Below are 22341 nucleotides of genomic sequence, written 5' to 3'. Positions count from 1 at the left end.
CTTACTACCGTTTTTGTTTTTAGTTCCCGCTAATCCGCGATGAACCAATAAAAAGCGCCATTCCTACAATAGGAATGGCGCTTGTTTATATTTAGCGAGTAATCGTTAATTAAAGAAACCTTTCAATAAACCATCTACGGCTTCTTTGGTCTTCTCATCTTTAATCTTGTCCGTTAGCTTGTTAACACCACGGTCAATCTCTTTCTGTGCTTTTTGTTTCAATACATCATCAAAAACAAGTGCAAATTTCGGGTCAGCCCATTGGCCAGTCACCTTAATCGGAATCGTCACATCTTTCAGGTCATCAATACTCTTACCGCCCTGACCTTCCAATGAGCCAACAATCGATGTTCTTACTAAGAAATCTACCGTTTCATTAATGAAGTTAGCTTTGCCTTGGCCTGTAACGCGTAGTAATGGTGATTGTGCCGACAAGTCATTCGTTGAAACCCAACCTTTATCAACCTTAAGCGTCGCTTTCATCGCACTAAAATCAGTCTTTTTAGCTTCATTTGTGCTTTCAACTTTTTCGCCTTTGATCTTCGCGTAATTCTCACGAATCAGTTGTGCAACGTTGATGCCGTTAACCGCACCATCTTCAAAGTTAATCGCGATAGTACCAACTAAGTTCTTTTTGATTCCTGTTGGTGTAAGGCTCTTACCTTTCACATTAACATCGATATTACCCGTACCTTCAAGCATATCGTTACCGGCAACATCAACCAATAATGGCTGAACTTTCACACCTTTAATTCTCTTCTTAGCAGTGTAAGTCGCTGGTGTTTTACGAGCGTCTAGTTTCGCTGTCGCAGAGATAGAACCTTGGTAAAGGTTTGATGTGAATGAAGTCAATTCAGCAACACCACGGTTAACAGAGAATGCCGTTTTAACATTCTGCATTTTCGCATTGTTCGCTTTGAACTTATCGATCGTTATATCACCTTTCACATCAAGCGTTTTCAATGCTGATAGGTCAGGTTCAACTTCTTTCACTGGCCCTGAGCTGCCTGACTTTGACGTTGAGCCACCAGCAGAACCAGAAGGCGCCGTGCTCGCGGTTTCTGTTGAATTACCTAAACCTAGGAACTCGTCTAAATCAATGTTCGGACTATGCAGCGAGAAACGAACTTTTGGTATTTCTGATAGAGTAACGTCGGCCTTACCGTCTAATGCAATAGAGTTAGCTTGTAGCTTCTCTAGCACAAAGCTCAAATGGCTCTTCGTTAGATCAAAGCTAAGATCAGACAACATGTCGACTTTCATTGGTGACTGAGGAAGCGTGTCACCCTTGAACATAGAGTCTAACGTTAACTTGTTCAGTGTCACTTTTGAAATTGCTTTATCAACCGTCAGCTCACCGACACCTTTCAGGTCTAAATCTAGACCAGCAGCTTTACCAACCACAGCGTAAGTCAGTTGGTTAACCTTATCGAACTCAAACGTATCTAAACCAAGCTTTACGGAGTCAATTGACGTCGTTGGGTCATTAAAATTAGCGTTTAGGTCGATATTACGTAGCGCATAGCTTGCAAAGCCTTCAGCCAGTTTGAACTCAGCGCTACCGTTGGCTGAGAATTTTTGCTGGTTGTTCTCACCAGACGCATCAAAATTTGCCGTAGTCCACGTGTCTACTGCGAACTCAGATAGGTTCAAAGACACATCGTAGAGCTTAGTGAAAGAACCGGCTTGCTTGTCGTCCATTTCAAATAGTGCGTTTGAAATGGTTACGCCTGCTAGATTAATCGTCCAGCCAGATGCCTCAGATGCGCTTTGCTCTTGTGGAGCCTGCGCAGGCTCAGACGTTGTCTCAGCAGCTGGAGCCGACGCATCAGATGCCGATGCTTGCGTCAGCGCATCAATATTTTTACGGCCATCTTTAAGCGTCTCTAAGTAGAATTCAGCGCCATCTAGAGTGATGTTACCGATCTCTAGTTGGTTACTAAATAGCGGAGTAACCGAAACGTCAACGCCAACGGTATCAACCTTAAATAGATTAGGTTGGGTAAACCCTTCTGGGTTGCGTAATTCAGTTTGACCAAGTTCGAAGCCAATAGATGGGAAGAATTGCCAGCTGATATCACCCTCGATAACTAGCTCAAGGCCGGTGTGCTTCTGGGCTTGTTCGACAATTAATGGCTTAAATTGGTTGGGATTCACTAACAGTAGTAGTGCCAAAATTGCTGCAACAACAATAAACACTGGCACAGCTATGAAAATGAGTAGTTTCTTCATCCGCATATTCCTTACTTAGATTCCAAAAGAAAGTGGCACTATAAAAGTGCCACTGATTCGGTAAAAAATAAAGCTAAGTGAGTCACTTAGACAAAACTTTTATTCGATTAAGACTTCAACAACTTCGCAATGTGCGCTTTCAGTACATCAATCGCGATACGGTTTTTACCACCACGAGGAACGATGATGTCTGCATGTTGTTTTGAAGGCTCGATAAACTGCATGAACATTGGACGTACTGTTTCTTGGTATTGCTTTAGTACTGTATCCATTGTGCGACCACGCTCTTCAACGTCGCGCTTAACACGGCGTAGTAGACAGATGTCTAGTGGTGTATCCATGAACACACTTGCGTGCATTAGGTTACGAAGACGTGGGTCTGTTAATAGCAGAATACCTTCTAAAATGATCACTTTCTTAGGAGTAAGTGTAGTCGTTTCAGAAGTACGTGTATGTTCTGTGTAGCTGTACTCTGGTACTTCTACAGCATTGCCGCTCATCAGCTGCTGTAAATGCTCACATAACAGATCATGGTCCAGTGCATTTGGATGATCGTAGTTAGTTTTAACACGCTCTTCCATACTCAAGTGGCTTTGGTCGCTGTAATAGCAATCTTCCGTGATAACACCAATTTGATGGTCGCCTACTTTTTCGCGCAGCTCATTATAAATCGTACTAGCAATCAGACTTTTTCCTGAAGCTGAAGCGCCAGCGATACCTACGATGACACATTGATTATTATCAGACATTATTTTGCACCCGATATGGTTTGGTGGTGGGAATAGATAAACCGCCTGATTATAGGGGCTAAAGCACCGAGATTCTAGTCGCCATTTTAGCAAATTGCAGTCAAATTGATGATCTCAATACATTTACTTAAGACAATCGTTTGCTTTCAAATAACTTGCCTACAACTATTTGCACAGGCTTGCCAACTACCAAACCAACAAACGATAGTTGTGCAAAAACCACGGGCTGTTTATCTAAACCACTGATTATCTATACCGCGTTGAGGTTCGCGCTTACTATTCAACCATAGAAAAGTTGATCGCTTCTGGGCGCGCTTTACCCGTCCAAAACATTTTAGCCGCGACATTTTCAGCAAGCTCAAGGTAGTGACGTGTATGTTCGCTATCAGGGCGACGCACTACCGTCGGGCAACCGGCATCGATGTCTTCGCGAACATCAATATGCAGTGGGATTTGCGCTAAGATATCGAGGTAAAACTCTTCAGACATAGCCTCTGCGCCACCAGCGCCAAAGATATGCTCTTTCTCACCACAGTGACTACATATATGGTAGCTCATGTTTTCAACTAAGCCTGCTACAGGCACACTCACTTTATCGAACATCGCGACACCTTTACGTGCGTCTGCTAAAGCCAGATCTTGAGGAGTAGTCACAACCACCGCACCGGTTACCGGAATTTGTTGAGATAGAGTTAACTGGATATCACCCGTGCCCGGTGGCATATCAATCACAAGGTAATCCAGCTCTGGCCATATGGTTTCATTCACAAGCTGACCTAGCGCTTTTGCCGCCATCGGACCACGCCAAATAGCAGCGTCATCTTTCGATACAAGGTAGCCAATTGAATGCGTGAAAATACCGTGCGCTTCGATTGGCATCATCCACTTATTGTTTTGCACTTCTGGCTTCGCATCTAGTTGTCCTAGCATCATGGGGACCGATGGGCCGTAGATGTCCGCATCCAATAAACCGACTTTTGAGCCTGACTTAGATAAAGCCAGCGCAAGGTTAACTGAAGTCGTTGATTTGCCCACCCCGCCCTTGGCAGAAGTGACAGCAATAATATTCTTCACACCTTTAAGTGGCGTTGATACCGTCGTTTCAAGTGCCGATGGCTTGACCTTCACTTCAAATTGAAAAGCACTCACAAGCTTTTGTTCAATCTGAGCGTTAATCCAATTTTCCAGGTCAACAGCAAGCTGATTCGCAGCGAAAGGCAAAGTAAGAACAAACGATCCACGAGGATCAACAGAGACAATGTTTTGGTGTAGCGCCCACTCCGGGATGAGGATTGGTGACTCAAACTCATTCAACCATGAACAGAAATCTTGCTTCGAAGTAAAGTTACGCATTGGGGCTCCTTTTTTTATTTATGCTATCACCCACGAGATGAAGACTGAACCCCTAAAAAACTAGGGGAATCCTTTGTCTGATACCTTGGCGTATCACACGTTATAAAGTAGTATTACCAATCAAATTTATACCTATCAAAAAAGCGAATTATTAAGTATGGCAACTGATCCAAGACAACTTTTGGTAACTTGTGCGCTTCCGTACGCTAACGGCTCTATTCACCTTGGCCATATGCTTGAGCATATCCAAGCTGATATCTGGGTTCGATACCAGCGTATGCGTGGCAACACTGTAAACTTCATCTGTGCTGACGATGCTCACGGCACGCCAATTATGCTTAAAGCTCAACAGATGGGTATCACGCCAGAAGAGATGATCGCTGCTGTTAGTGAAGAGCACCAAAAAGACTTCGCTGGCTTTGATATCAGCTTTGATAACTACCACAGCACACACAGCGACGAGAACCGTGAACTGGCTTCTCACATCTACCTAGAACTTAAAAAGAACGGTTTCATTTCTAGCCGTACTATTTCTCAGCTTTTCGACCCTGAGAAAGAGATGTTCTTACCAGACCGTTTCGTAAAAGGTACTTGCCCTAAGTGTAAGTCAGAAGACCAGTACGGTGATAACTGTGATAACTGTGGTGAGACATACAGCCCAACTGAGCTAATCGATCCTAAGTCAGCAGTTTCTGGCGCAACTCCAGTAATGAAAGACTCTGAGCACTTCTTCTTCGATCTACCTCAGTTTGAAAGCATGCTAAAAGAGTGGACACGTTCTGGCTCACTGCAAGCTGAAACAGCAAACAAAATGCAAGAGTGGTTCGAGTCTGGTCTACAACAGTGGGACATCTCTCGTGATGCACCATACTTTGGCTTCGAGATCCCAGGCGAAAAAGACAAGTTCTTCTACGTATGGCTAGATGCACCAATCGGCTACATGGGCTCATTCAAGAACCTATGTGACAAGCGCGACGATCTAGACTTTAACGAGTACTGGAAGAAAGATAGCACCGCTGAGCTTTACCACTTCATCGGTAAAGACATCGTTTACTTCCACAGCCTATTCTGGCCTGCAATGCTAGAAGGTTCTGGTTTCCGTAAGCCAAACAACGTATTCGTACACGGCTACGTGACTGTAAACGGCGCGAAGATGTCTAAGTCTAAAGGTACTTTCATTAAAGCAAGTACGTACCTAAATCACCTAGACCCTGAATGTCTACGTTACTACTACGCTGCGAAACTAAACAGCCGTATCGATGACCTTGACCTTAACCTTGCAGACTTCACTCAACGCGTAAACGCTGACGTAGTAAACAAGATTGTTAACTTAGCTTCTCGTAACGCTGGCTTCATCACTAAGCGCTTCGAAGGCAAGCTAGCCGCTGAATTTGCAGAACCAGAGCTATACAACGAATTCGTTGCTGCTGCAGAGCGTATCGGTGAGCTATACGAAACGCGTGAATTCAGCCGTGCTATCCGTGAGATCACTGCACTAGCAGATAAAGCGAACCAGTACATCGACGAAAAAGCACCTTGGGTTCTTGCAAAAGAAGAAGGTAAAGAGAAAGAGCTTCAAGAAGTTTCTTCTGTTGGTATCAACCTATTCCGCGTCCTAATGGCTTACCTGAAACCAGTGATGCCTGAACTTGCGGCTCGCACTGAAGCTTTCCTAAACGAAGAGCTAACGTGGGAAGGTGTTGCTACTCCACTAACTGATCACGAAATCACTAAGTTCAAAGCGCTATTTAGCCGCATTGATCCTAAGAAAGTGGAAGCGATGATTGAGTCTTCTAAAGAAGACGCAGCAGCAGAAATGGCAGCTAAAGAGAAAGCGGAAGCTGAGAAAGAAAAAGCAAGCCAAACTGAGCTAGACAAAGAGCCAATCGCTGAAGAGATTGAATTTGACGCTTTCGCAGCGGTTGATATGCGTATTGCTCGTATCATCTCATGTGAAGAAGTGCCAAAAGCGAACAAACTACTGAAGTTCCAACTGGACATCGGTGGTGAGACTCGACAAGTATTCTCTGGCATCAAGTCAGCATACAAACCTGAAGAGCTAGAAGGCAAACTAACTGTTATGGTTGCAAACCTAAAACCTCGTAAGATGAAGTTTGGTATGTCTGAAGGCATGATCCTAGCAGCGGGCCCTGGCGGCAGCGACCTATGGATCCTTGAGCCACACGAAGGTGCTCAACCGGGTATGCGTGTAATGTAATTCTGGCGTCTGTCAGATAAAGCATTCATTGCCAAATCCCTGATGTAACTTAACTTGAAAGAGTTAATAGCATCGGGGATTTTTTATATCTATCGAAAATCGGCGTTCTCTGTTAGAGTCGCCGTCAACTATGCTAAGTAAAGTATGACAAGGTTATCTGCAGCAATACGCCGTTTGAAGCCACTTTACTCTCTAAACCTTTTTAGGACACCTCTGTGACTAACAACGAAATCTTGCGTCGTATTCAACACGCACTAAACCTTAAGAACGCACAAATCATCAAAGCTATTGAGCAAGCGGATGTCACTGTTGCCCACGACCAAGTGATTAACTGGCTAAAAGCGGATAACGATAAGTCATGCTCTAAGATGAAAGACAAAGAGTTAGCGGTATTCCTAAATGGTTTCATCAACCTTAAGCGCGGTAAAAAAGAAGGGGCTCAGCCAAAGCCTGAAGTTGCACTTACCAACAACATGATTTTCATGAAGCTACGTATTGCGTTGAACATGAAAGCAGAAGACGTGCTCGATGTATTAGAAGTGGTGGGTATCAGCCTAAGCAAATACGAAATTGGTGCCTACTTCCGCAAGCCTGAAAACAAAAACTACAAAGTATGTGAAGACCAATTGCTTTGTGATTTCCTAAATGGTGTTCAGTTTACTAACCGCCCAGACTCAGAAGAGTTCGCAGGTTAACTACTAGGGCGTGTTGACCTTTCGAGCTGGTTTTTGCAGCGAGTTGCTGGGTATTTATACAAGGCAGAGGCTTTGACGTGTAGCTAGCCTACATGAGAAGCCGATAACGCAGTAGAAATGACAAGCAAACGCTGCCCGAAGGGTTCGGCTAAAAGCGTTTTACTCTTTGTTGAGGGGGATTTGCTTAGAATGACTAGGCTACTTCCCCCTCGCCGCGATTAAAACGCTTTTATCTCGAACAAAATTTAACCACGAAAGATCAACACGCCCTAATCTACTAGCAAATTAGCCACACTCTTGATAAATAAAAAGCGGCGAGATAATTAAATTATCTCGCCGCTTTTCTTTGTTCCTACTTTAGAGACTGACTAAGTCAACCAAAATATTAGCTGTCGTCTTCCGTAAAGTTCGTTGGTAACGTCGTTTTCATTTCGTTCCAGATCTGTGCACTTGCGATACCGTAATTACGAATAACCAAAGGCAAGTTTTCACGTTGGCCGCTTTCACAGATAACAAACAGCTCTTTATAGAACTCCATCGCTAGGCGACGCGCTTCAGGATTAGAGAAGTAGTAGCTACCGATACGATCGTAAAGCTTACGTACGCCATTAAAGATCAGACCGTAAATTTGGTTACCTGAATGGAACGCTAAGCGTTGGAACAACATGTAGTCGTAAAAGTTAAACGTCTTCGCAATTAAGATCGTCTGACGTTTTGCTTCGTCTTTCTCTGTGTCTTCTTTAACTGCTTGCTTGATCTTGTCTGCATACGGAGACGAATCTAGGAAGTCATCCCATGTAGGTGCCGCAAGTAGCGCTTCACACGATTCAATCACATTACTGATTGTACGCTCTGAAGCCTCTTTATTTGCTTTGAATGCATAACGCATGAAAATCGGGCTGATATTAGTACGAGCAGCAAGCAGGTCTTCTACCATCTTGCTTGCGTTATCAACATCCAGCGTCATTAGCGTATCAAGGATATGAAGGCCTGATGTCTCCATAAACTGGTTAACTTTAGTTGGTTTGCCATGTTGGATTGTTAACCAACCATCACGAGCAAGACGTTGTAGTACTTCACGAAGCGTAGTACGTGTAACACCAATTAGCTCAGAAAGCTCACGCTCTGCTGGCAAGATAGAACCTGGAGGGAAACGGCCATTCCAAATACTTTCAATGATATACTTTTCTGCAAATCCTGCCGGGCTCTTCGCCTTAATGACCATCTACACTTCAATCCAATTAAATTATTTTCTTCTAATTTACTCATCATACCACTAGTAAAGGCGAGCGGAAACACCCTCAAAAATTTTACTCCCCCAAAACACCAATAGAGCTAAAGCTCTAAAGTTAAGCTCATGTTTCCGTCCAAGGTTTGCAAAGCAAGTCTATATAAACCAGCATTTCAACAAATAATTAACACAATAAATCTTCTTTAAAATCAACGATATTGGTCATATTTTCAAAGCCACCAAATTGCAACATTAAGTTGTAATAATCATATATAAACCGTCTTTATTCTGTAAATTTCAATCATTTCGCTGAAATATTGATTCTAGTCGGTTTTTATCACATTTTAAGTGGTATGCTTCCGCTACTTTGATCGCGTTTCTCACACAAAAAAGAGGTATTTTAGGTGCTACAGGGCTTTTCCTGTTGACTAAATGTTATCTAAGAGTAGAGTTGCGCTCAAAAATAAGCAGTGCTTGAGTTTCTAAGGGAGTGACTTGGCAAGACCACAGAACGTTACATGGAATGTAGTTTTTCTAAGTCACTGTTAGTTATAGTTTTTAACACTTTCTATAGCTCGATTCTCAAAATGTTGTATTGCTTGTCTATTCATAATCAACATAAAAGAGTATTAACATGCCGATGTCTCTCGGAAACGCTTTTATCAAGAATTTCCTTGGTAAAGCTCCTGATTGGTATAAACTTGCCATCATTTCCTTTTTAATCATCAACCCGTTTGTTTTCTTCCTAGTTGACCCATTTGTTGCGGGCTGGCTATTGGTGGTTGAGTTTATTTTCACCCTAGCTATGGCTCTCAAATGCTACCCTCTTCAACCGGGTGGCTTATTGGCAATTCAAGCCGTTGCGATTGGCATGACCAAACCTGAAATGGTTTATCATGAGCTGCAAGCAAACCTTCCAGTATTACTCTTATTAGTATTCATGGTTGCCGGCATTTACTTCATGAAAGAACTTCTTCTGTTCATTTTCACGAAGATACTGCTCGGCATTCGTTCTAAGATCATGCTTTCTGTCGCCTTCTGTGTTGCAGCAGCATTCCTATCAGCTTTCCTAGATGCACTAACTGTAATCGCCGTTGTGATCAGCGTGGCTGTGGGCTTCTACTCGATTTACCACAAAGTGGCATCGGGCAAAGGCTCTAACTCTGCACACGACCATACTCACGATGAAGAAATCTCTGAACTAACTCGTGAAGACTTAGAAGACTACCGTGCTTTCTTACGTTCGCTACTGATGCACGCAGGTGTAGGTACTGCGCTAGGTGGTGTAATGACCATGGTTGGTGAACCACAAAACTTAGTTATCGCTAAACAAGCAGGCTGGGAATTCGGTGAGTTTATTATCCGTATGCTTCCTGTAACATTGCCTGTTTTCTTCTGCGGTATTCTAACTTGTGCGCTTGTCGAGAAATTCAAAGTATTCGGTTATGGCGCAAAGCTTCCAAACAACGTTCGCCAAATCCTAGTTGAGTTTGACAACAAAGAACGTGAAAACCGAACTAAACAAGATGTTGCAAAGCTTTGGGTTCAAAGTGCAATCGCAGTTTGGCTTATCGTTGGCTTGGCACTTCACGTTGCTGAAGTTGGTTTAATTGGTCTTTCAGTTATCATTTTAGCGACTGCGTTTACAGGTGTAATCGAAGAGCACTCTATGGGTAAAGCTTTTGAGGAAGCGCTACCATTTACTGCGCTTCTTGCTGTGTTCTTCGCTGTCGTTGCAGTAATTATCGACCAAGCACTATTTAAGCCAGTAATAGATGCGGTACTTCACGTTGAAGATAAAGGCACACAACTTGCCCTCTTCTATGTAGCCAACGGTATTCTATCGATGGTTTCAGATAACGTATTCGTAGGTACGGTTTACATCAACGAAGTGAAAACTGCATTGATTGAAGGCATTATCACTCGTGACCAGTTCGACCTACTAGCTGTTGCTATCAACACAGGTACTAACCTACCTTCAGTTGCAACACCAAACGGCCAAGCTGCGTTCCTATTCCTATTAACATCTGCACTTGCTCCGTTAATTCGACTGTCTTATGGCCGTATGGTAATCATGGCGCTGCCATACACTATCGTACTGGCACTGGTTGGTCTTGCAGGCATGATATACTTCGTGGAACCGATGACAGCGTGGTTCTATGACGCAGGCTGGATCATTCAGCGTACAGGTGAAGCGGTTACTCCAGTGATATCTGGTGGTCACTAAGCTACACACTGTGTCGCAAAGCACAAAATGTGTAACTCACTAATCAAAAATATTAGTTGATTAGGAAACTTATCCAAGATAAAAAGCTCTGAGTATTCAGGGCTTTTTTATTTTTAGACGGGATTTAATTCGTGAACTTTTTTGTAATGCTCAAAGACTTCTCTAAGGGACGTTTATCTTGGCTTTTACTGCTGGCTTTTGTTGTATTTTTTGAGGCATGTGCCCTTTTCTTCCAGCATGTCACGATGCTTGGCCCTTGTGTCATGTGTATCTATGAGCGTGTGGCAATGCTTTCTATTGGTGTCGCAGCAATCATAGGCGCCATTGCCCCTAATAACCCTGTATCGCGCTGGCTTGGCCTTGCTGGCTGGGGATTTGGCGCATACAAAGGTTTAACGTTGGCTTTGGAGCACGTTGATTACCAGTTCAATCCGTCTCCATTTGCGACCTGTGACTTATTCGTAACCTTCCCTAGCTGGGCACCTCTAAACCAATGGGCTCCGTGGATGTTTGAAGCCTACGGCGACTGCAGTAAGGTCGTATGGCAGTTCTTGTCGCTTTCTATGCCGCAATGGCTTGTCATAATCTTTGCGGGCAACTTGGTAGCGTTCGGTTTCGTGGTAATTTCTCAATTCGTTAAATCTAAAAACAATTAGGGCGTGTTGACCTTTCGTAGTTAAACTTTGTTCGGATGGGGACGCCTAGTCAAAAGCGTTTTAATCGCGGCGAGGGAGAAGTAGCCTAGTCATTCTAAGCAAATCTCCCTCAACAAAGAGTAAAACGCTTTTAGCCAAACCTTCCGGGCAGCGTTTGCTGGTCATTTCTACTACGTTATCGGCTTCTCATGTAGACTAGCTACACATCAAAGCCTCTGCCTTGTATAAATCCCCAGCAATTCGCTGCAAAAATCAGCTCGAAAGATCAACACGCCCTAGTCACTCACGCTTTACAAAAACTAAAAAGTCGACCTTAGGGTCGACTTTTTAGTATCGGGTCTGTCTTACGCTTTAGAGCGCAGTAAACGATTAACTGTTCTTACCACAGCATTGCTTGAACTTTTTACCGCTTTCACACGGACAAGCATCGTTACGACCGATATCTTTAAATGGATTCACGCTCTGCGACTTATTACCGAGCATCGCTTCATCAGCAGCCAATGCAACCTCAGAAATCATTAAGTCAACTTGGCCAACAAGATCAGCAAGTGCTGGCGGGTTCTCTAGTCCAGCCGTCACCATTTGCTGCTGAGTCTGCTCTTCATCAATCGCAAGCATCAATGTCGTCAGTAAAGCTTGTAGCATACGTAGTGTGCCATCAGCGACACTCACAGTTTGCCATTGCTCTTCAACGGTTGGCCACACCATCATGAAGCCTTCTGCGAAATCAGCGAACAGCTCGGTAAAATCGCCTTCAGAAAGTACATCTGTAAGTAAGTATTCACTACGCTGAATAAGATTGTGTTGGCGATTGATCTGTTCTGTCACGATTGCCACAAGCGCTTCACCTGCTTCTGGAGCAATGATCGCAAGCCACGCTTCAGGCTCTAGCGGCTTAGTGGCTAGGTTAGAAGCAAGAATGGCCCCTTCAAAAAACTGCGGGGTAATGTCTGTAATTGATTCTGGTAGGCTTAATAATTGATATGTCATGAAAGCTCTGGATATTGGGGCATTTTCAATATTATAACGCTATCACGTGCGATATGTCGCCTTTAACCCATAGAGCCGCTCTCCATATAGGCAAAGCCACACTCATAGTGACAAACATGTAGGCAAGCCGTACAATCACGCCTCTTTATTTTCAGGACAGAGATGTTTCGGTAGATCAGCATGCGAGTAATACTTGGCCCTATGGAGGGCGTTCTAGACCACCTAATGCGTGAAATTCTCACTGAGCTCAATGATTACGATCTCTGCGTAACCGAATTCGTGCGTGTTACTGATCAACTATTGCCGCCGCATGTATTCCATCGCTTGTGTCCTGAGCTTCATCAAGGCTCTCAAACGATGGCGGGCGTTCCTGTCCATGTACAGTTACTCGGTCAACACCCGAAATGGATGGCAGAAAATGCGATTCAAGCTGCGAACCTTGGTGCCAAAGGTATCGATCTAAACTTCGGTTGCCCAGCAAAAGCGGTAAATAAGAGTAACGGTGGCGCATCTTTACTGAAAGAACCTGAGCTTATCTACCAAGTTGTTAAAGCGACCCGAGAAGCCGTTCCTGAGCACATCCCTGTTTCCGCTAAAATTCGTTTAGGCTGGGAACACCCAGATGAGTGCTTTGAGATTGTCGATGCGATTGAACAAGCCAAAGCGGACGAACTGACGGTTCATGCAAGAACCAAAACCGGTGGCTACAAGGCAAGTGAAATCAAGTGGGATTACATTAATCAGATCCGCCAGAAGACATCGCTACCTTTGATCGCGAATGGCGAAATATGGAATTATCAAGACGGTCAAGATTGCATTAAAACGACAGGTGTCGATTCACTCATGGTATGCCGAGGCGCATTCAACGTTCCAAACCTTGGTAACGTGGTCAAGCACAACCACCAGCCAATGCCATGGATAGAGGTTATTGCTCTGCTGTTGCGCTATTCAGAGTTCGAAATTGAGGGCGATAAAGGTCTTTACTATCCAAACCGTGTAAAACAGTGGTTTGTGTACCTGCGTAAAGAGTACCCAGAAGCGGAAGAACTGTTCCGAGAAATCAGAACCTACAAAAAAGCCGCGCCTATTGTCGAGCAGATCAAACGCCACCAAGAGCTGTACAATCAGCCTGCATAGCTCTCCCCTCTCGAACTGTCTATTTAAGCATTTCGACTGAACAACGTGGCTAGAATTCAATACGATCTTTACCGGTCGTTATAGCCACGTAAAGCTTCTCATTGCTGATGTAGCTTCGCTCGTTCCACCACAGATTCAGGTATCGTCACACCCAATTTTTGAGCAGCCTCTAAGTTCACCACCAATTGCGAACTCTGGGCAGTCTTTACACTCAACTTGCCAGGCTTTTGCCCGTTCAAAATCGCGGCAACATAATCGGCGGTTTGTACACCAACGTCGTAATAATCAAGGCCCAAACCTGCTATAGCTCCCTTGCTAACATAAGACATCGCACCCGCCACTACCGGAATGCCCTCTTGGCTTGCCGCTTTAATAAGGCCTTCCACACCACTAGCCACCGTATTGTCGGTCAGCGCATAGATGACATCAGATCGCTTTGCCAATAATTCTGCTTTTGATTCCACATCTTCGATGGTCAACGCTTTTTCAGTATGAAGCTCATAGCCAAAGTCTCGGCTTGCTTTCTTCAGTAACGCAATTAAGGCGACAGCGTTCGATTCAGCCGGGTTATAAACCACACCGATGGAGTTAGCCTCTGGCAACAACTCTTTGATCAATGAGACATGCTGAACAATCGGGGATAGATCAGAAAGACCGGTTACATTTCGCCCTGGTTTTTCGAGTTGTTTGACAAGCCTTGCACCGATAGGATCTGTGACAGCCGTGAACACGATAGGAATAGACCGAGTTGCCGAAACCAGCGCCTGTGAGCTTGGCGTCGCGATACCGACCAACACATGAGGATTTTCGCTGACGAGCTCTCTGGCTATTTTCGCTGCCTGCGCTGGATTGCCTTCCGCCATTTCGTAAGAAAACTCGAGATTTTTCCCAGGCTCATAACCTTTTGCTCTTAGCCCTTCAAGAAGCCCTAAACGTGTCGCGTTTAAATCTGGGTGATCGACCACTTGTGACACCGACACTTTCGCAATGTTTGCCATCACACTGCTAGTCCATAGCAGCAGAGAACAGCTCAAAACTGCCGTTAATACTTTTTTTACTAAACCCATTCACACTCCCTGAATCAAGCTTCCATTGTTATTGCTCGATCAAAGAGAACAACATCAAATCACTATTGATATTATTACCAGTAACAATTGATAACTTGAAGTGATATTTAACAAAAACACAACAAGGCTCGAATTATGCGAGGAAAGCTAGGTTTGCTTTGGGATACGATAAGAAATGGGGTGAATAAGATATGCAAGTGTTAGCTCTGAGAGCAAGCAAGTATGTAGAATATCGATGCTCTCAGGCCTATAGGGAGATGTGAGGTGTTTTTAGAACCAGCGCTCCATTGACGACTTGTCTAACTGACGAAAAGCGCGGTTAAGGATAATGGCTAATTCTTTATAACGAGGGCGCGGCTTCATCGGCTCTAACGCGAACCCAGTGTCAGTGATCTTTTCGTGTAACTCTCGATACCAAGAGACCAAAGCCGGCGGAAGTTGAGTGTTTGAACGGTTACCTAACCACCACATGCCTTGAAGTGGCAAGCTAATAGCGAACAAAGCCATGACCACAGCTTGTGGCATTGCTTGGTAATTATTAAAAACCATTTGCGTAAGAACACTGATAGCAGCGATCGCAGGCATTACCTTAACACCAAAGCGCGTCGCTTTAATGATGCGTTGCTCTGGGAAAATAGCGTTTAACTCTTTTCGAACAGGCCAGAGATCCATGTACTTTTGGCCATCTTTTAAACTGCCAGCTAAACCAACTCTATTGCTCATATGAGTCCCCCATTAAAAAAAAGTTGAAATCATCAACTAAAAACACAAAAATTTGACGAAAAATAATATTCTTTCAAATTTTTTTGTTATATTTGCACAATATCGCTATTATTTGCAGACCTCAATCTCATTGTTGCCCTTATTTACAATTTAAGCAACTTTGAGAAGACTTCTGCAAGGAATGCACAAGCCGCTTTTGCTTAAAAAGTGCGCTTTCACTTTAATACGGAAATTAACGTTTTTTGACCAAGGTTAGTACGCAAGCTAGCGAGCTTCGTCTATTCTTGAGATTAATTTTCATCCTTAACTGATTTCGATCAGAAAAATTAACAGGTAGTCATTAATGTCTAAGCTAGTTTTAGTTTTAAACTGTGGTAGTTCTTCTCTTAAATTCGCTGTTGTTGATGCAGAAACAGGTGCAGAGCACCTAACTGGTCTTGCTGAGTGTCTAGGTCTTCCAGAAGCTCGTATGAAGTGGAAACTTGACGGCAAGCACGAAGCACAACTAGGCGCGGGCGCAGCTCACGTAGAAGCACTATCTTTCATGGTAGAAACTATTCTTGCTTCTAAGCCTGAGCTTAAAGCTAACCTTGGCGCTATCGGTCACCGTATCGTACACGGCGGCGAGCAGTTCACTCAATCTGCACTAATCACAGATGACGTTCTTAAGGGTATTCAAGACGCTGCGACTTTCGCACCTCTTCACAACCCAGCTCACCTAATCGGTATCGAAGCTGCTCAACAGAACTTCCCAGGCCTTAAAAACGTTGCTGTATTTGACACTGCGTTCCACCAAACAATGCCTTCTGAGTCTTACCTATACGCTCTACCGTACAACCTGTACAAAGAGCACGGCATCCGTCGTTACGGCATGCACGGTACTTCTCACCTATTCATCACTCGTGAAGTTGCAGGCCTACTAAACAAGCCAGTTGAAGAAGTTAACATCATCAACTGTCACCTAGGTAACGGCGCTTCTGTATGTGCAATCAAGAACGGTAAATCTGTAGATACTTCTATGGGCCTTACTCCTCTTGAAGGTCTAGTAATGGGTACTCGTTGTGGTGACCTAGATCCTGCAATCATCTTCCACCTACACGACGCTCTTGGCTACTCTGTTGAAGAAATCAACAACATGCTAACTAAAGAGTCTGGTCTTGCTGGTCTAACTGAAGTGACTTCTGACTGTCGTTTCGTTGAAGACAACTACGGTGAGAAAGAAGAAGCAACTCGTGCAATGGACGTGTTCTGTCACCGTCTAGCTAAATACGTTGCTGGTTACACTGCAACTCTAGAAGGTCGTCTAGACGCAATCACTTTCACTGGCGGCATCGGCGAGAACTCTGGCCCAATCCGTGAAATGGTTCTAAACCGCCTAGGCATCTTCGGCATCGAAGTTGACGGTGAAGCTAACCTTAAAGCTCGTTTCGGCGGCGAAGGTACTATCACTACAGCTAACAGCCGTATCCCTGCAATGGTTATCTCTACTAACGAAGAGCTAGTAATTGCTGAAGACACTGCGAAACTAGCAGGTCTTTAATCAAATTTAGGACCGCAGGCTTTAACGAGTCGGCGGTCTTTTGATAAAAATGGGGCTCAGCTTCTATTCCTATTCCTACCCTTAAATAGGAATATGAAGTTGAGCTTTTTTAATCCAATAGCTAAAGGTACTCATACGAATGTCTCGTACTATTATGCTTATCCCTACTAGTGCTGGTGTTGGTCTAACTAGCGCAAGCATGGGTGTTCTTCGCGCAATGGAGCGCAAGGGCGTTAAGGTTTCTTTCTACAAACCAATCTCTCAACCACGTTCTGGTGGCGACCAACCTGATCTAACTTCAACTATCGTTGGCGTAAACAGCGATGTTAAGATCGGTCAACCTCTTGCTATGTCTGTTGCTGAAAGCCTAATCGGTAACGACAACATGGACGAGCTACTAGAAACAGTTGTTGAGCGTTACAACCAGATCAACAAAGATGCTGACGTAACTCTTATCGAAGGTCTAGTACCAACTCGTAAGCACCCATTCGCTAACCAAGTGAACGCAGAAATTGCTGCAACATTAGGTGCAGAGATTGTACTTGTTGCAACTCCGGGTACTGACAACCCTGCTCAACTTAAAGAGCGTATCGAAGTAGCATGTTCTAACTTCGGCGGCACTAAGAACAAAAACATCTCTGGCGTTATCATCAACAAGCTTAACGCTCCAGTAGATGAAGCAGGCCGTACTCGCCCTGACCTATCTGAAATCTTTGACGATGCAGACAGCGCTCAGCAAAGCGAACTAAAAGTAATGGAGATCTTCAACACTTCTCCAATCCGTGTTCTTGGTTGTGTGCCTTGGAGCATCGAGCTAATCGCTACTCGTGCTGCAGATATGGCTTCTCACCTAAACGCTGAGATCATCAACGAAGGTGAACTGAATACTCGTCGTATTAAGAGCATCACTTTCTGTGCGCGTTCTCTACCGCACATGATTGAACACTTCAAGCCAGGTTCACTACTTGTGACTTCGGCTGACCGTCCTGACGTTATCGTTGCAGCAGCACTTGCAGCAATGAACGGCGTTGAGATTGGTGCTGTTCTTCTAACTGGTGGTTACGATATCCCTGCGGAAATCCAAGACCTAATCAAGCCTGCTCTAGAGACTGGTCTTCCAATCTTTAAAGCACAAGGTAACACTTGGCAGACATCTCTGAACCTACAGAGCTTCAGCCTGGAAGTACCAGCAGACGATAAAGAGCGTATCGAGTTCATCAACGAACACGTTGCGGGTCACATCGATGGCAACTGGATCGAGTCAATGACGGAAGGTACTGAGAAGTCTCGTCGTCTAAGCCCACCAGCATTCCGTTACCAACTAACTGAGTTCGCTCGTAAAGCTGGTAAACGTATCGTTCTTCCTGAAGGTGATGAGCCACGTACAGTTAAAGCTGCGGCTATATGTGCAGAGCGCGGCATTGCAGAATGTGTGCTTCTAGGTAACCCTGAAGAAATCCGTCGTGTTGCAGCACAACAAGGTGTTGAGCTAGGTGCTGGCGTAACGATCATCAACTCTGATGAAGTGCGTGAAAACTACGTAGCTCGTCTAGTTGAGCTACGTGGCGCGAAAGGCATGACTGAAGTTGTTGCTCGTGAGAAGCTACAAGACTCAGTATTCCTAGGCACAATGATGCTTGAAAACGGTGAAGTAGACGGCCTGGTTTCTGGTGCTGTTCACACTACTGCGAACACTATCGTTCCTCCGTTCCAAATCATCAAGACTGCACCAGATGCGTCTATCGTATCTTCTGTATTCTTCATGCTACTGCCTGACCAAGTACTGGTTTACGGTGACTGTGCGATCAACCCAGATCCAACAGCTGAACAGCTTGCTGAAATCGCTATCCAATCTGCAGATTCTGCTGCGGCATTCGGTATCGACCCACGCGTTGCTATGATCTCTTACTCTACTGGTGAATCTGGTAAGGGTGCAGACGTAGATAAAGTACGTGAAGCGACGAAGCTTGCTCAAGAGAAACGTCCAGATCTAGTGATCGACGGTCCTCTACAATACGATGCTGCTATCATGGAAAACGTTGCTGCTTCTAAAGCACCGAACTCTCCAGTAGCTGGTAAAGCGACTGTATTCGTATTCCCAGACCTAAACACTGGTAACACGACTTACAAAGCGGTACAACGTTCAGCAGATCTAGTATCTATCGGTCCAATGCTTCAAGGTATGCGCAAGCCAGTAAATGACTTGTCTCGTGGCGCTCTAGTAGACGATATCGTGTACACAGTAGCTCTAACGGCTATCCAAGCAGACCAAGCTGCGCAAGCTGAAGAAAAAGTAGTTAACTAATTTTCTTTTTCAGAAAGCAAAAACCCTAGATGTTTATCTAGGGTTTTTTACGCCTGAAGAAAAGCGAATTAATTAATGATTCTAACCACGTCCGTGAGGCGAATCTAAATCCAGATCAGGTCCTTTAGGCACCACTTGAGTCGGGTTGATACCAGTGTGGCTGTAATAGTAATGACGCTTAATGTGGTAGAAATCCGTCGTCTCTTTAATACCCTCTATTTGATAGAGCTCTTTTAGATAACCTTGGATATGTTTGTAATCCGCAATTCGTTGCTTGTTACACTTGAAGTGACCCACATACACAGCATCGAATCGAACCAAGGTCGTGAACAACCGCCAATCCGCTTCAGTAATCTGCTCTCCCGCTAAATAACGGTTCTCACTAAGATGCGCATCCACTTTATCTAACGCTTCAAATAACGCGTCATACGCCTCTTCATAAGCTTCTTGTGTAGTTGCAAATCCAGTACGATAAACGCCATTGTTGATGTTCGGATAGATGTAGTCGTTCCATTCGTCAATCTGGCTCGCCAACTCCCATGGGTAGTAATCATCGGTGTTGCCCGTTAGCTCATTAAATTCTGAGTTAAACATGCGGATGATTTCAGACGACTCATTGCTCACAATGGTATTGGTTTTCTTATCCCATAAAACAGGAACCGTGACTCGACCTGAATAGTCCGGTTTGGCTTGGGTGTAGATTTGGTGCATGCGAGTATGACCAAACAACGGCTCAGGTAAGCCCATTTGCCAACCTTCACTCATCATATCCGGGCAAACCACCGTCACATCAATATGATCTGTTAGGTCTTTAAGTTCTCTGAAGATAAGTGTACGGTGTGCCCAGGGGCAAGCTAACGATACATACAGATGATAACGACCACTTTCTGCTTCAAACTGCGCGCCTGCTTTATTCTCAACCCAATGGCGGAAACCGGCATCTTCTCGGATAAACTTACCACCGTTCTCTTTGGTGTCGTACCACACATCGTGCCAAACACCTTCAACTAATTTGCCCATATCCAAACCTCTGTGATGCTAACTTTTCTCTAGTATAAAAAAAGCCAACTTTTTCAAAACTAGAAGAAGTTGGCTTAGTTGTTCGAATTATTTGATGAAGCTGTTGAGCTAAATATAGGAACTAGGCCTGCAGTACAAAAAAAGCGCGACTCTAAAAACTAGTCGCGCTTAAGCCTGTCACAGGCTGAACCGTTTTAAATTGGCTCTAGACTTGTACGTGCAAGCAAGATACTGCGTGAACGTCATCGCCTTGAATTGTCGGCTTAGTTTGTGCACAAGCTTCTGTCGCTTGTGGGCAACGAGTACGGAAAACACAACCTGATGGTGGGTTAATTGGCGATGGTAGATCGCCCTCCAACATCTGGATTGTTTTACTACGCTCTAAGCGAGGATCTGGAATAGGAACCGCAGACATCAACGCTTTGGTGTACGGGTGCTTTGGATCAGAAAACAGTGCATCTGATTCACCCAACTCAACCGCATTACCCAAGTACATTACCAATACACGATCAGAGATGTGCTTCACAACTGACAAGTCGTGCGCGATGAATACTAACGAAAGACCTAGCTCTTTTTGTAGCTCTTTCAGCAGGTTAACAACTTGAGCTTGGATAGATACGTCAAGTGCCGAAACAGGTTCGTCACAGATGATCATCTTAGGTTTCAAGATAAGTGCACGTGCGATACCAATACGCTGACACTGACCGCCAGAGAACTCGTGCGGGTAACGGTTGATTACGTTTGGCAGTAGACCTACCTTCGCCATCATCTCCTTAACACGGTCTTTCACTTCCTGCTTAGAAAGCTCTGGGTAGAACGTCTCTAGCGGCTCAGCAATGATGTCACCAACAGACATACGCGGGTTAAGCGATGCTAGTGGGTCTTGGAAGATCATCTGAATCTCTTTACGAGTTTCACGACGTTGTACTTCTTGCATCTTAGTTAGGTCTTGACCTAACCACATGACTTCACCGTCAGTTGCTTCAACCAAACCAATGATTGCACGAGCAAACGTCGATTTACCACAACCAGACTCGCCTACTACACCCAGCGTCTCACCTTCGTAAAGGTGGATATCAACGCCATCAACTGCTTTTAGGTTTGAAGGTTTTGCCCAAGGCCACGCTGATTTAGCCGCAATGCTAAAGTGAACTTTCAAGTCTTTAATATCTAATAATAACTGCTTATCTACTACGCTCATTTTGTCCAAGCCTCCCAATCAGAAAAACAAGCACGCTGACGGTCGCCTTGACCAAATGGAGTCAGAATCGGTGCTTCTTGCTTACAACGGTCCATTACACGGTGACAACGGTCTTGGTAAGGACAGCCTGTTGGCAGGCGAAGTAAGTTTGGTGGGTTACCTGGAATAGTCGGTAGGATCTCACCTTCTGTATCCAAACGAGGGATCGCTTTCAGTAGACCTTCCGCATATGGGTGACTTGGGTTGTAGAAGATTTCATCAACCGTACCGTACTCCATTGTACGACCTGCGTACATAACAAGTACTTTGTCACAAGAACCCGCAACAACACCCAAATCGTGGGTAATCATGATGATTGCCGTATTGAACTCATCTTTCAGTTCGTTCAGCAGTTCCATAATTTGTGCTTGAATGGTTACGTCCAATGCTGTTGTCGGCTCATCGGCGATAAGCAACTTAGGACGACAAAGTAGCGCCATTGCAATCATTACACGCTGACGCATACCGCCAGAGAATTCGTGGGGGTACATGGTGATACGCTTACGTGCTTCAGGGATTTTAACCGCCTCAAGCATGCGTACTGATTCTTCGAATGCTTCCGCTTTACCCATGCCTTTGTGCAGCATAAGTACTTCCATCAGCTGATCACTTACTTTCATGTAAGGGTTCAGTGATGTCATCGGATCTTGGAAGATCATCGCGATCTGTTCAGCACGAACTTTGTTCAGTTCTTTTTCTGGAAGGTTAAGGATCTCTTTACCTTCGAATTTTGCACTACCAGAGATGATGCCGTTTTTTGCCAACAACCCCATGATAGAGAATACAGTCTGTGATTTACCTGAACCTGACTCACCAACAATACCCAGCGTTTCGCCTTGGTTAAGTGAGAAGTTCAAGTCGTTTACTGCGGTTACGATACCATCTTGCGTGGTAAATTCGACGCGCAGGTCTTTGACATCTAATAAGCTCATCATTGCTTCCTTAATCTTTTATAGCT

17 protein-coding genes are annotated in these 22341 nt (G+C 44.5%); 7 read left to right on the top strand and 10 right to left on the bottom strand.

Annotated features, from left to right (window positions below):
* Positions 1-105: 105 nt before the first annotated feature.
* The 3 genes from JC606_RS16540 to apbC all read right to left on the bottom strand — a co-directional run bounded on the left by JC606_RS16540 (position 106) and on the right by apbC (position 4334).
* Positions 106-2232, bottom strand: a complete 2127-nt coding sequence (locus tag JC606_RS16540) for an AsmA family protein (RefSeq protein ID WP_198778999.1) — start codon at positions 2230-2232, stop codon at positions 106-108.
* A 107-nt stretch (positions 2233-2339) separates the two neighbouring features.
* Positions 2340-2981, bottom strand: a complete 642-nt coding sequence (gene udk, locus JC606_RS16535) for a uridine kinase (RefSeq protein ID WP_004737367.1) — start codon at positions 2979-2981, stop codon at positions 2340-2342.
* A 276-nt stretch (positions 2982-3257) separates the two neighbouring features.
* Positions 3258-4334 carry an iron-sulfur cluster carrier protein ApbC gene (gene apbC, locus JC606_RS16530; RefSeq protein ID WP_198778998.1) on the bottom strand — a complete coding sequence of 359 codons (1077 nt, stop codon included), beginning with the start codon at positions 4332-4334 and terminating at the stop codon, positions 3258-3260.
* A 157-nt stretch (positions 4335-4491) separates the two neighbouring features.
* Here apbC and metG point away from each other — a divergent pair, with 157 nt between their 5' ends.
* Positions 4492-6552, top strand: a complete 2061-nt coding sequence (gene metG, locus JC606_RS16525) for a methionine--tRNA ligase (protein ID WP_198778997.1) — start codon at positions 4492-4494, stop codon at positions 6550-6552.
* 215 nt (positions 6553-6767) lie between these two features.
* Positions 6768-7247, top strand: a complete 480-nt coding sequence (locus JC606_RS16520; RefSeq protein ID WP_105025319.1) for a DUF1456 family protein — start codon at positions 6768-6770, stop codon at positions 7245-7247.
* Between the two features lie 385 nt (positions 7248-7632).
* Here the strand turns inward: JC606_RS16520 and fadR are convergent, their stop codons facing one another.
* A complete protein-coding gene (gene fadR, locus JC606_RS16515; RefSeq protein ID WP_102426029.1) occupies positions 7633-8472 on the bottom strand; it encodes a fatty acid metabolism transcriptional regulator FadR in 840 nt (279 codons plus the stop codon).
* Positions 8473-9112: 640 nt separating this feature from the next.
* Here fadR and nhaB point away from each other — a divergent pair.
* Positions 9113-10705 (top strand): Na(+)/H(+) antiporter NhaB, encoded by a 1593-nt coding sequence (gene nhaB / locus JC606_RS16510; protein WP_137408091.1) that lies wholly within the window; start codon positions 9113-9115, stop codon positions 10703-10705.
* Positions 10706-10851: 146 nt separating this feature from the next.
* Positions 10852-11361 carry a disulfide bond formation protein DsbB gene (gene dsbB / locus JC606_RS16505; protein WP_137408100.1) on the top strand — a complete coding sequence of 170 codons (510 nt, stop codon included), beginning with the start codon at positions 10852-10854 and terminating at the stop codon, positions 11359-11361.
* Between the two features lie 369 nt (positions 11362-11730).
* Here the strand turns inward: dsbB and JC606_RS16500 are convergent, their stop codons facing one another.
* A complete protein-coding gene (locus tag JC606_RS16500; protein ID WP_137408090.1) occupies positions 11731-12351 on the bottom strand; it encodes an SEC-C metal-binding domain-containing protein in 621 nt (206 codons plus the stop codon).
* A 180-nt stretch (positions 12352-12531) separates the two neighbouring features.
* Between JC606_RS16500 and dusC the strand changes: the two genes are divergently transcribed.
* Entirely contained in the window at positions 12532-13488 is a 957-nt protein-coding gene (dusC, locus tag JC606_RS16495) for a tRNA dihydrouridine(16) synthase DusC (RefSeq protein WP_137408089.1), read from the top strand.
* A gap of 98 nt (positions 13489-13586) precedes the next feature.
* Here the strand turns inward: dusC and JC606_RS16490 are convergent, their stop codons facing one another.
* Both JC606_RS16490 and yfbV read right to left on the bottom strand, forming a co-directional pair.
* The gene (locus JC606_RS16490) at positions 13587-14555 is read right to left on the bottom strand and encodes an ABC transporter substrate-binding protein (RefSeq protein ID WP_137408088.1); all 969 of its coding nucleotides are present in this window, start codon (positions 14553-14555) and stop codon (positions 13587-13589) included.
* A 270-nt stretch (positions 14556-14825) separates the two neighbouring features.
* On the bottom strand, positions 14826-15278 hold the full coding sequence (gene yfbV, locus JC606_RS16485) for a terminus macrodomain insulation protein YfbV (protein WP_137408087.1): 453 nt from the start codon (positions 15276-15278) through the stop codon (positions 14826-14828).
* A gap of 343 nt (positions 15279-15621) precedes the next feature.
* Here yfbV and JC606_RS16480 point away from each other — a divergent pair, with 343 nt between their 5' ends.
* Positions 15622-16818 carry an acetate kinase gene (locus tag JC606_RS16480; RefSeq protein WP_004737356.1) on the top strand — a complete coding sequence of 399 codons (1197 nt, stop codon included), beginning with the start codon at positions 15622-15624 and terminating at the stop codon, positions 16816-16818.
* A 139-nt stretch (positions 16819-16957) separates the two neighbouring features.
* On the top strand, positions 16958-19123 hold the full coding sequence (gene pta / locus JC606_RS16475) for a phosphate acetyltransferase (protein ID WP_105057414.1): 2166 nt from the start codon (positions 16958-16960) through the stop codon (positions 19121-19123).
* An 81-nt stretch (positions 19124-19204) separates the two neighbouring features.
* Here the strand turns inward: pta and JC606_RS16470 are convergent, their stop codons facing one another.
* The 3 genes from JC606_RS16470 to JC606_RS16460 all read right to left on the bottom strand — a co-directional run bounded on the left by JC606_RS16470 (position 19205) and on the right by JC606_RS16460 (position 22315).
* Positions 19205-20143 (bottom strand): glutathione S-transferase family protein, encoded by a 939-nt coding sequence (locus JC606_RS16470; RefSeq protein ID WP_198778996.1) that lies wholly within the window; start codon positions 20141-20143, stop codon positions 19205-19207.
* Between the two features lie 205 nt (positions 20144-20348).
* The gene (oppF, locus tag JC606_RS16465; RefSeq protein WP_061033797.1) at positions 20349-21344 is read right to left on the bottom strand and encodes a murein tripeptide/oligopeptide ABC transporter ATP binding protein OppF; all 996 of its coding nucleotides are present in this window, start codon (positions 21342-21344) and stop codon (positions 20349-20351) included.
* Positions 21341-22315: an ABC transporter ATP-binding protein gene (locus JC606_RS16460; RefSeq protein WP_008220235.1), complete on the bottom strand. Its 975-nt coding sequence runs from the start codon at positions 22313-22315 to the stop codon at positions 21341-21343. The genes oppF and JC606_RS16460 overlap by 4 nt, the downstream gene beginning before the upstream one ends.
* Positions 22316-22341 lie beyond the last annotated feature (26 nt).

This window comes from Vibrio sp. IB15, assembly GCF_016406055.1.
Taxonomy (GTDB): Bacteria; Pseudomonadota; Gammaproteobacteria; order Enterobacterales; family Vibrionaceae; genus Vibrio; species Vibrio chagasii.
Note: the sequence above shows the minus strand (reverse complement) of the source record. Positions and strands in the feature narration are given on the sequence as shown.

What these genes read in the sequence shown, in the direction of transcription:
- JC606_RS16540 (WP_198778999.1), bottom strand. Translation starts at nt 2,232, where the DNA reads ATGAAGAAACTACTCATTTTCATAGCTGTGCCAGTGTTTATTGTTGTT.
- udk (WP_004737367.1), bottom strand. Translation starts at nt 2,981, where the DNA reads ATGTCTGATAATAATCAATGTGTCATCGTAGGTATCGCTGGCGCTTCA.
- apbC (WP_198778998.1), bottom strand. Translation starts at nt 4,334, where the DNA reads ATGCGTAACTTTACTTCGAAGCAAGATTTCTGTTCATGGTTGAATGAG.
- metG (WP_198778997.1), top strand. Translation starts at nt 4,492, where the DNA reads ATGGCAACTGATCCAAGACAACTTTTGGTAACTTGTGCGCTTCCGTAC.
- fadR (WP_102426029.1), bottom strand. Translation starts at nt 8,472, where the DNA reads ATGGTCATTAAGGCGAAGAGCCCGGCAGGATTTGCAGAAAAGTATATC.
- nhaB (WP_137408091.1), top strand. Translation starts at nt 9,113, where the DNA reads ATGCCGATGTCTCTCGGAAACGCTTTTATCAAGAATTTCCTTGGTAAA.
- dsbB (WP_137408100.1), top strand. Translation starts at nt 10,852, where the DNA reads ATGCTCAAAGACTTCTCTAAGGGACGTTTATCTTGGCTTTTACTGCTG.
- JC606_RS16500 (WP_137408090.1), bottom strand. Translation starts at nt 12,351, where the DNA reads ATGACATATCAATTATTAAGCCTACCAGAATCAATTACAGACATTACC.
- dusC (WP_137408089.1), top strand. Translation starts at nt 12,532, where the DNA reads ATGCGAGTAATACTTGGCCCTATGGAGGGCGTTCTAGACCACCTAATG.
- JC606_RS16490 (WP_137408088.1), bottom strand. Translation starts at nt 14,555, where the DNA reads ATGGGTTTAGTAAAAAAAGTATTAACGGCAGTTTTGAGCTGTTCTCTG.
- yfbV (WP_137408087.1), bottom strand. Translation starts at nt 15,278, where the DNA reads ATGAGCAATAGAGTTGGTTTAGCTGGCAGTTTAAAAGATGGCCAAAAG.
- JC606_RS16480 (WP_004737356.1), top strand. Translation starts at nt 15,622, where the DNA reads ATGTCTAAGCTAGTTTTAGTTTTAAACTGTGGTAGTTCTTCTCTTAAA.
- pta (WP_105057414.1), top strand. Translation starts at nt 16,958, where the DNA reads ATGTCTCGTACTATTATGCTTATCCCTACTAGTGCTGGTGTTGGTCTA.
- JC606_RS16470 (WP_198778996.1), bottom strand. Translation starts at nt 20,143, where the DNA reads ATGGGCAAATTAGTTGAAGGTGTTTGGCACGATGTGTGGTACGACACC.
- oppF (WP_061033797.1), bottom strand. Translation starts at nt 21,344, where the DNA reads ATGAGCGTAGTAGATAAGCAGTTATTATTAGATATTAAAGACTTGAAA.
- JC606_RS16460 (WP_008220235.1), bottom strand. Translation starts at nt 22,315, where the DNA reads ATGAGCTTATTAGATGTCAAAGACCTGCGCGTCGAATTTACCACGCAA.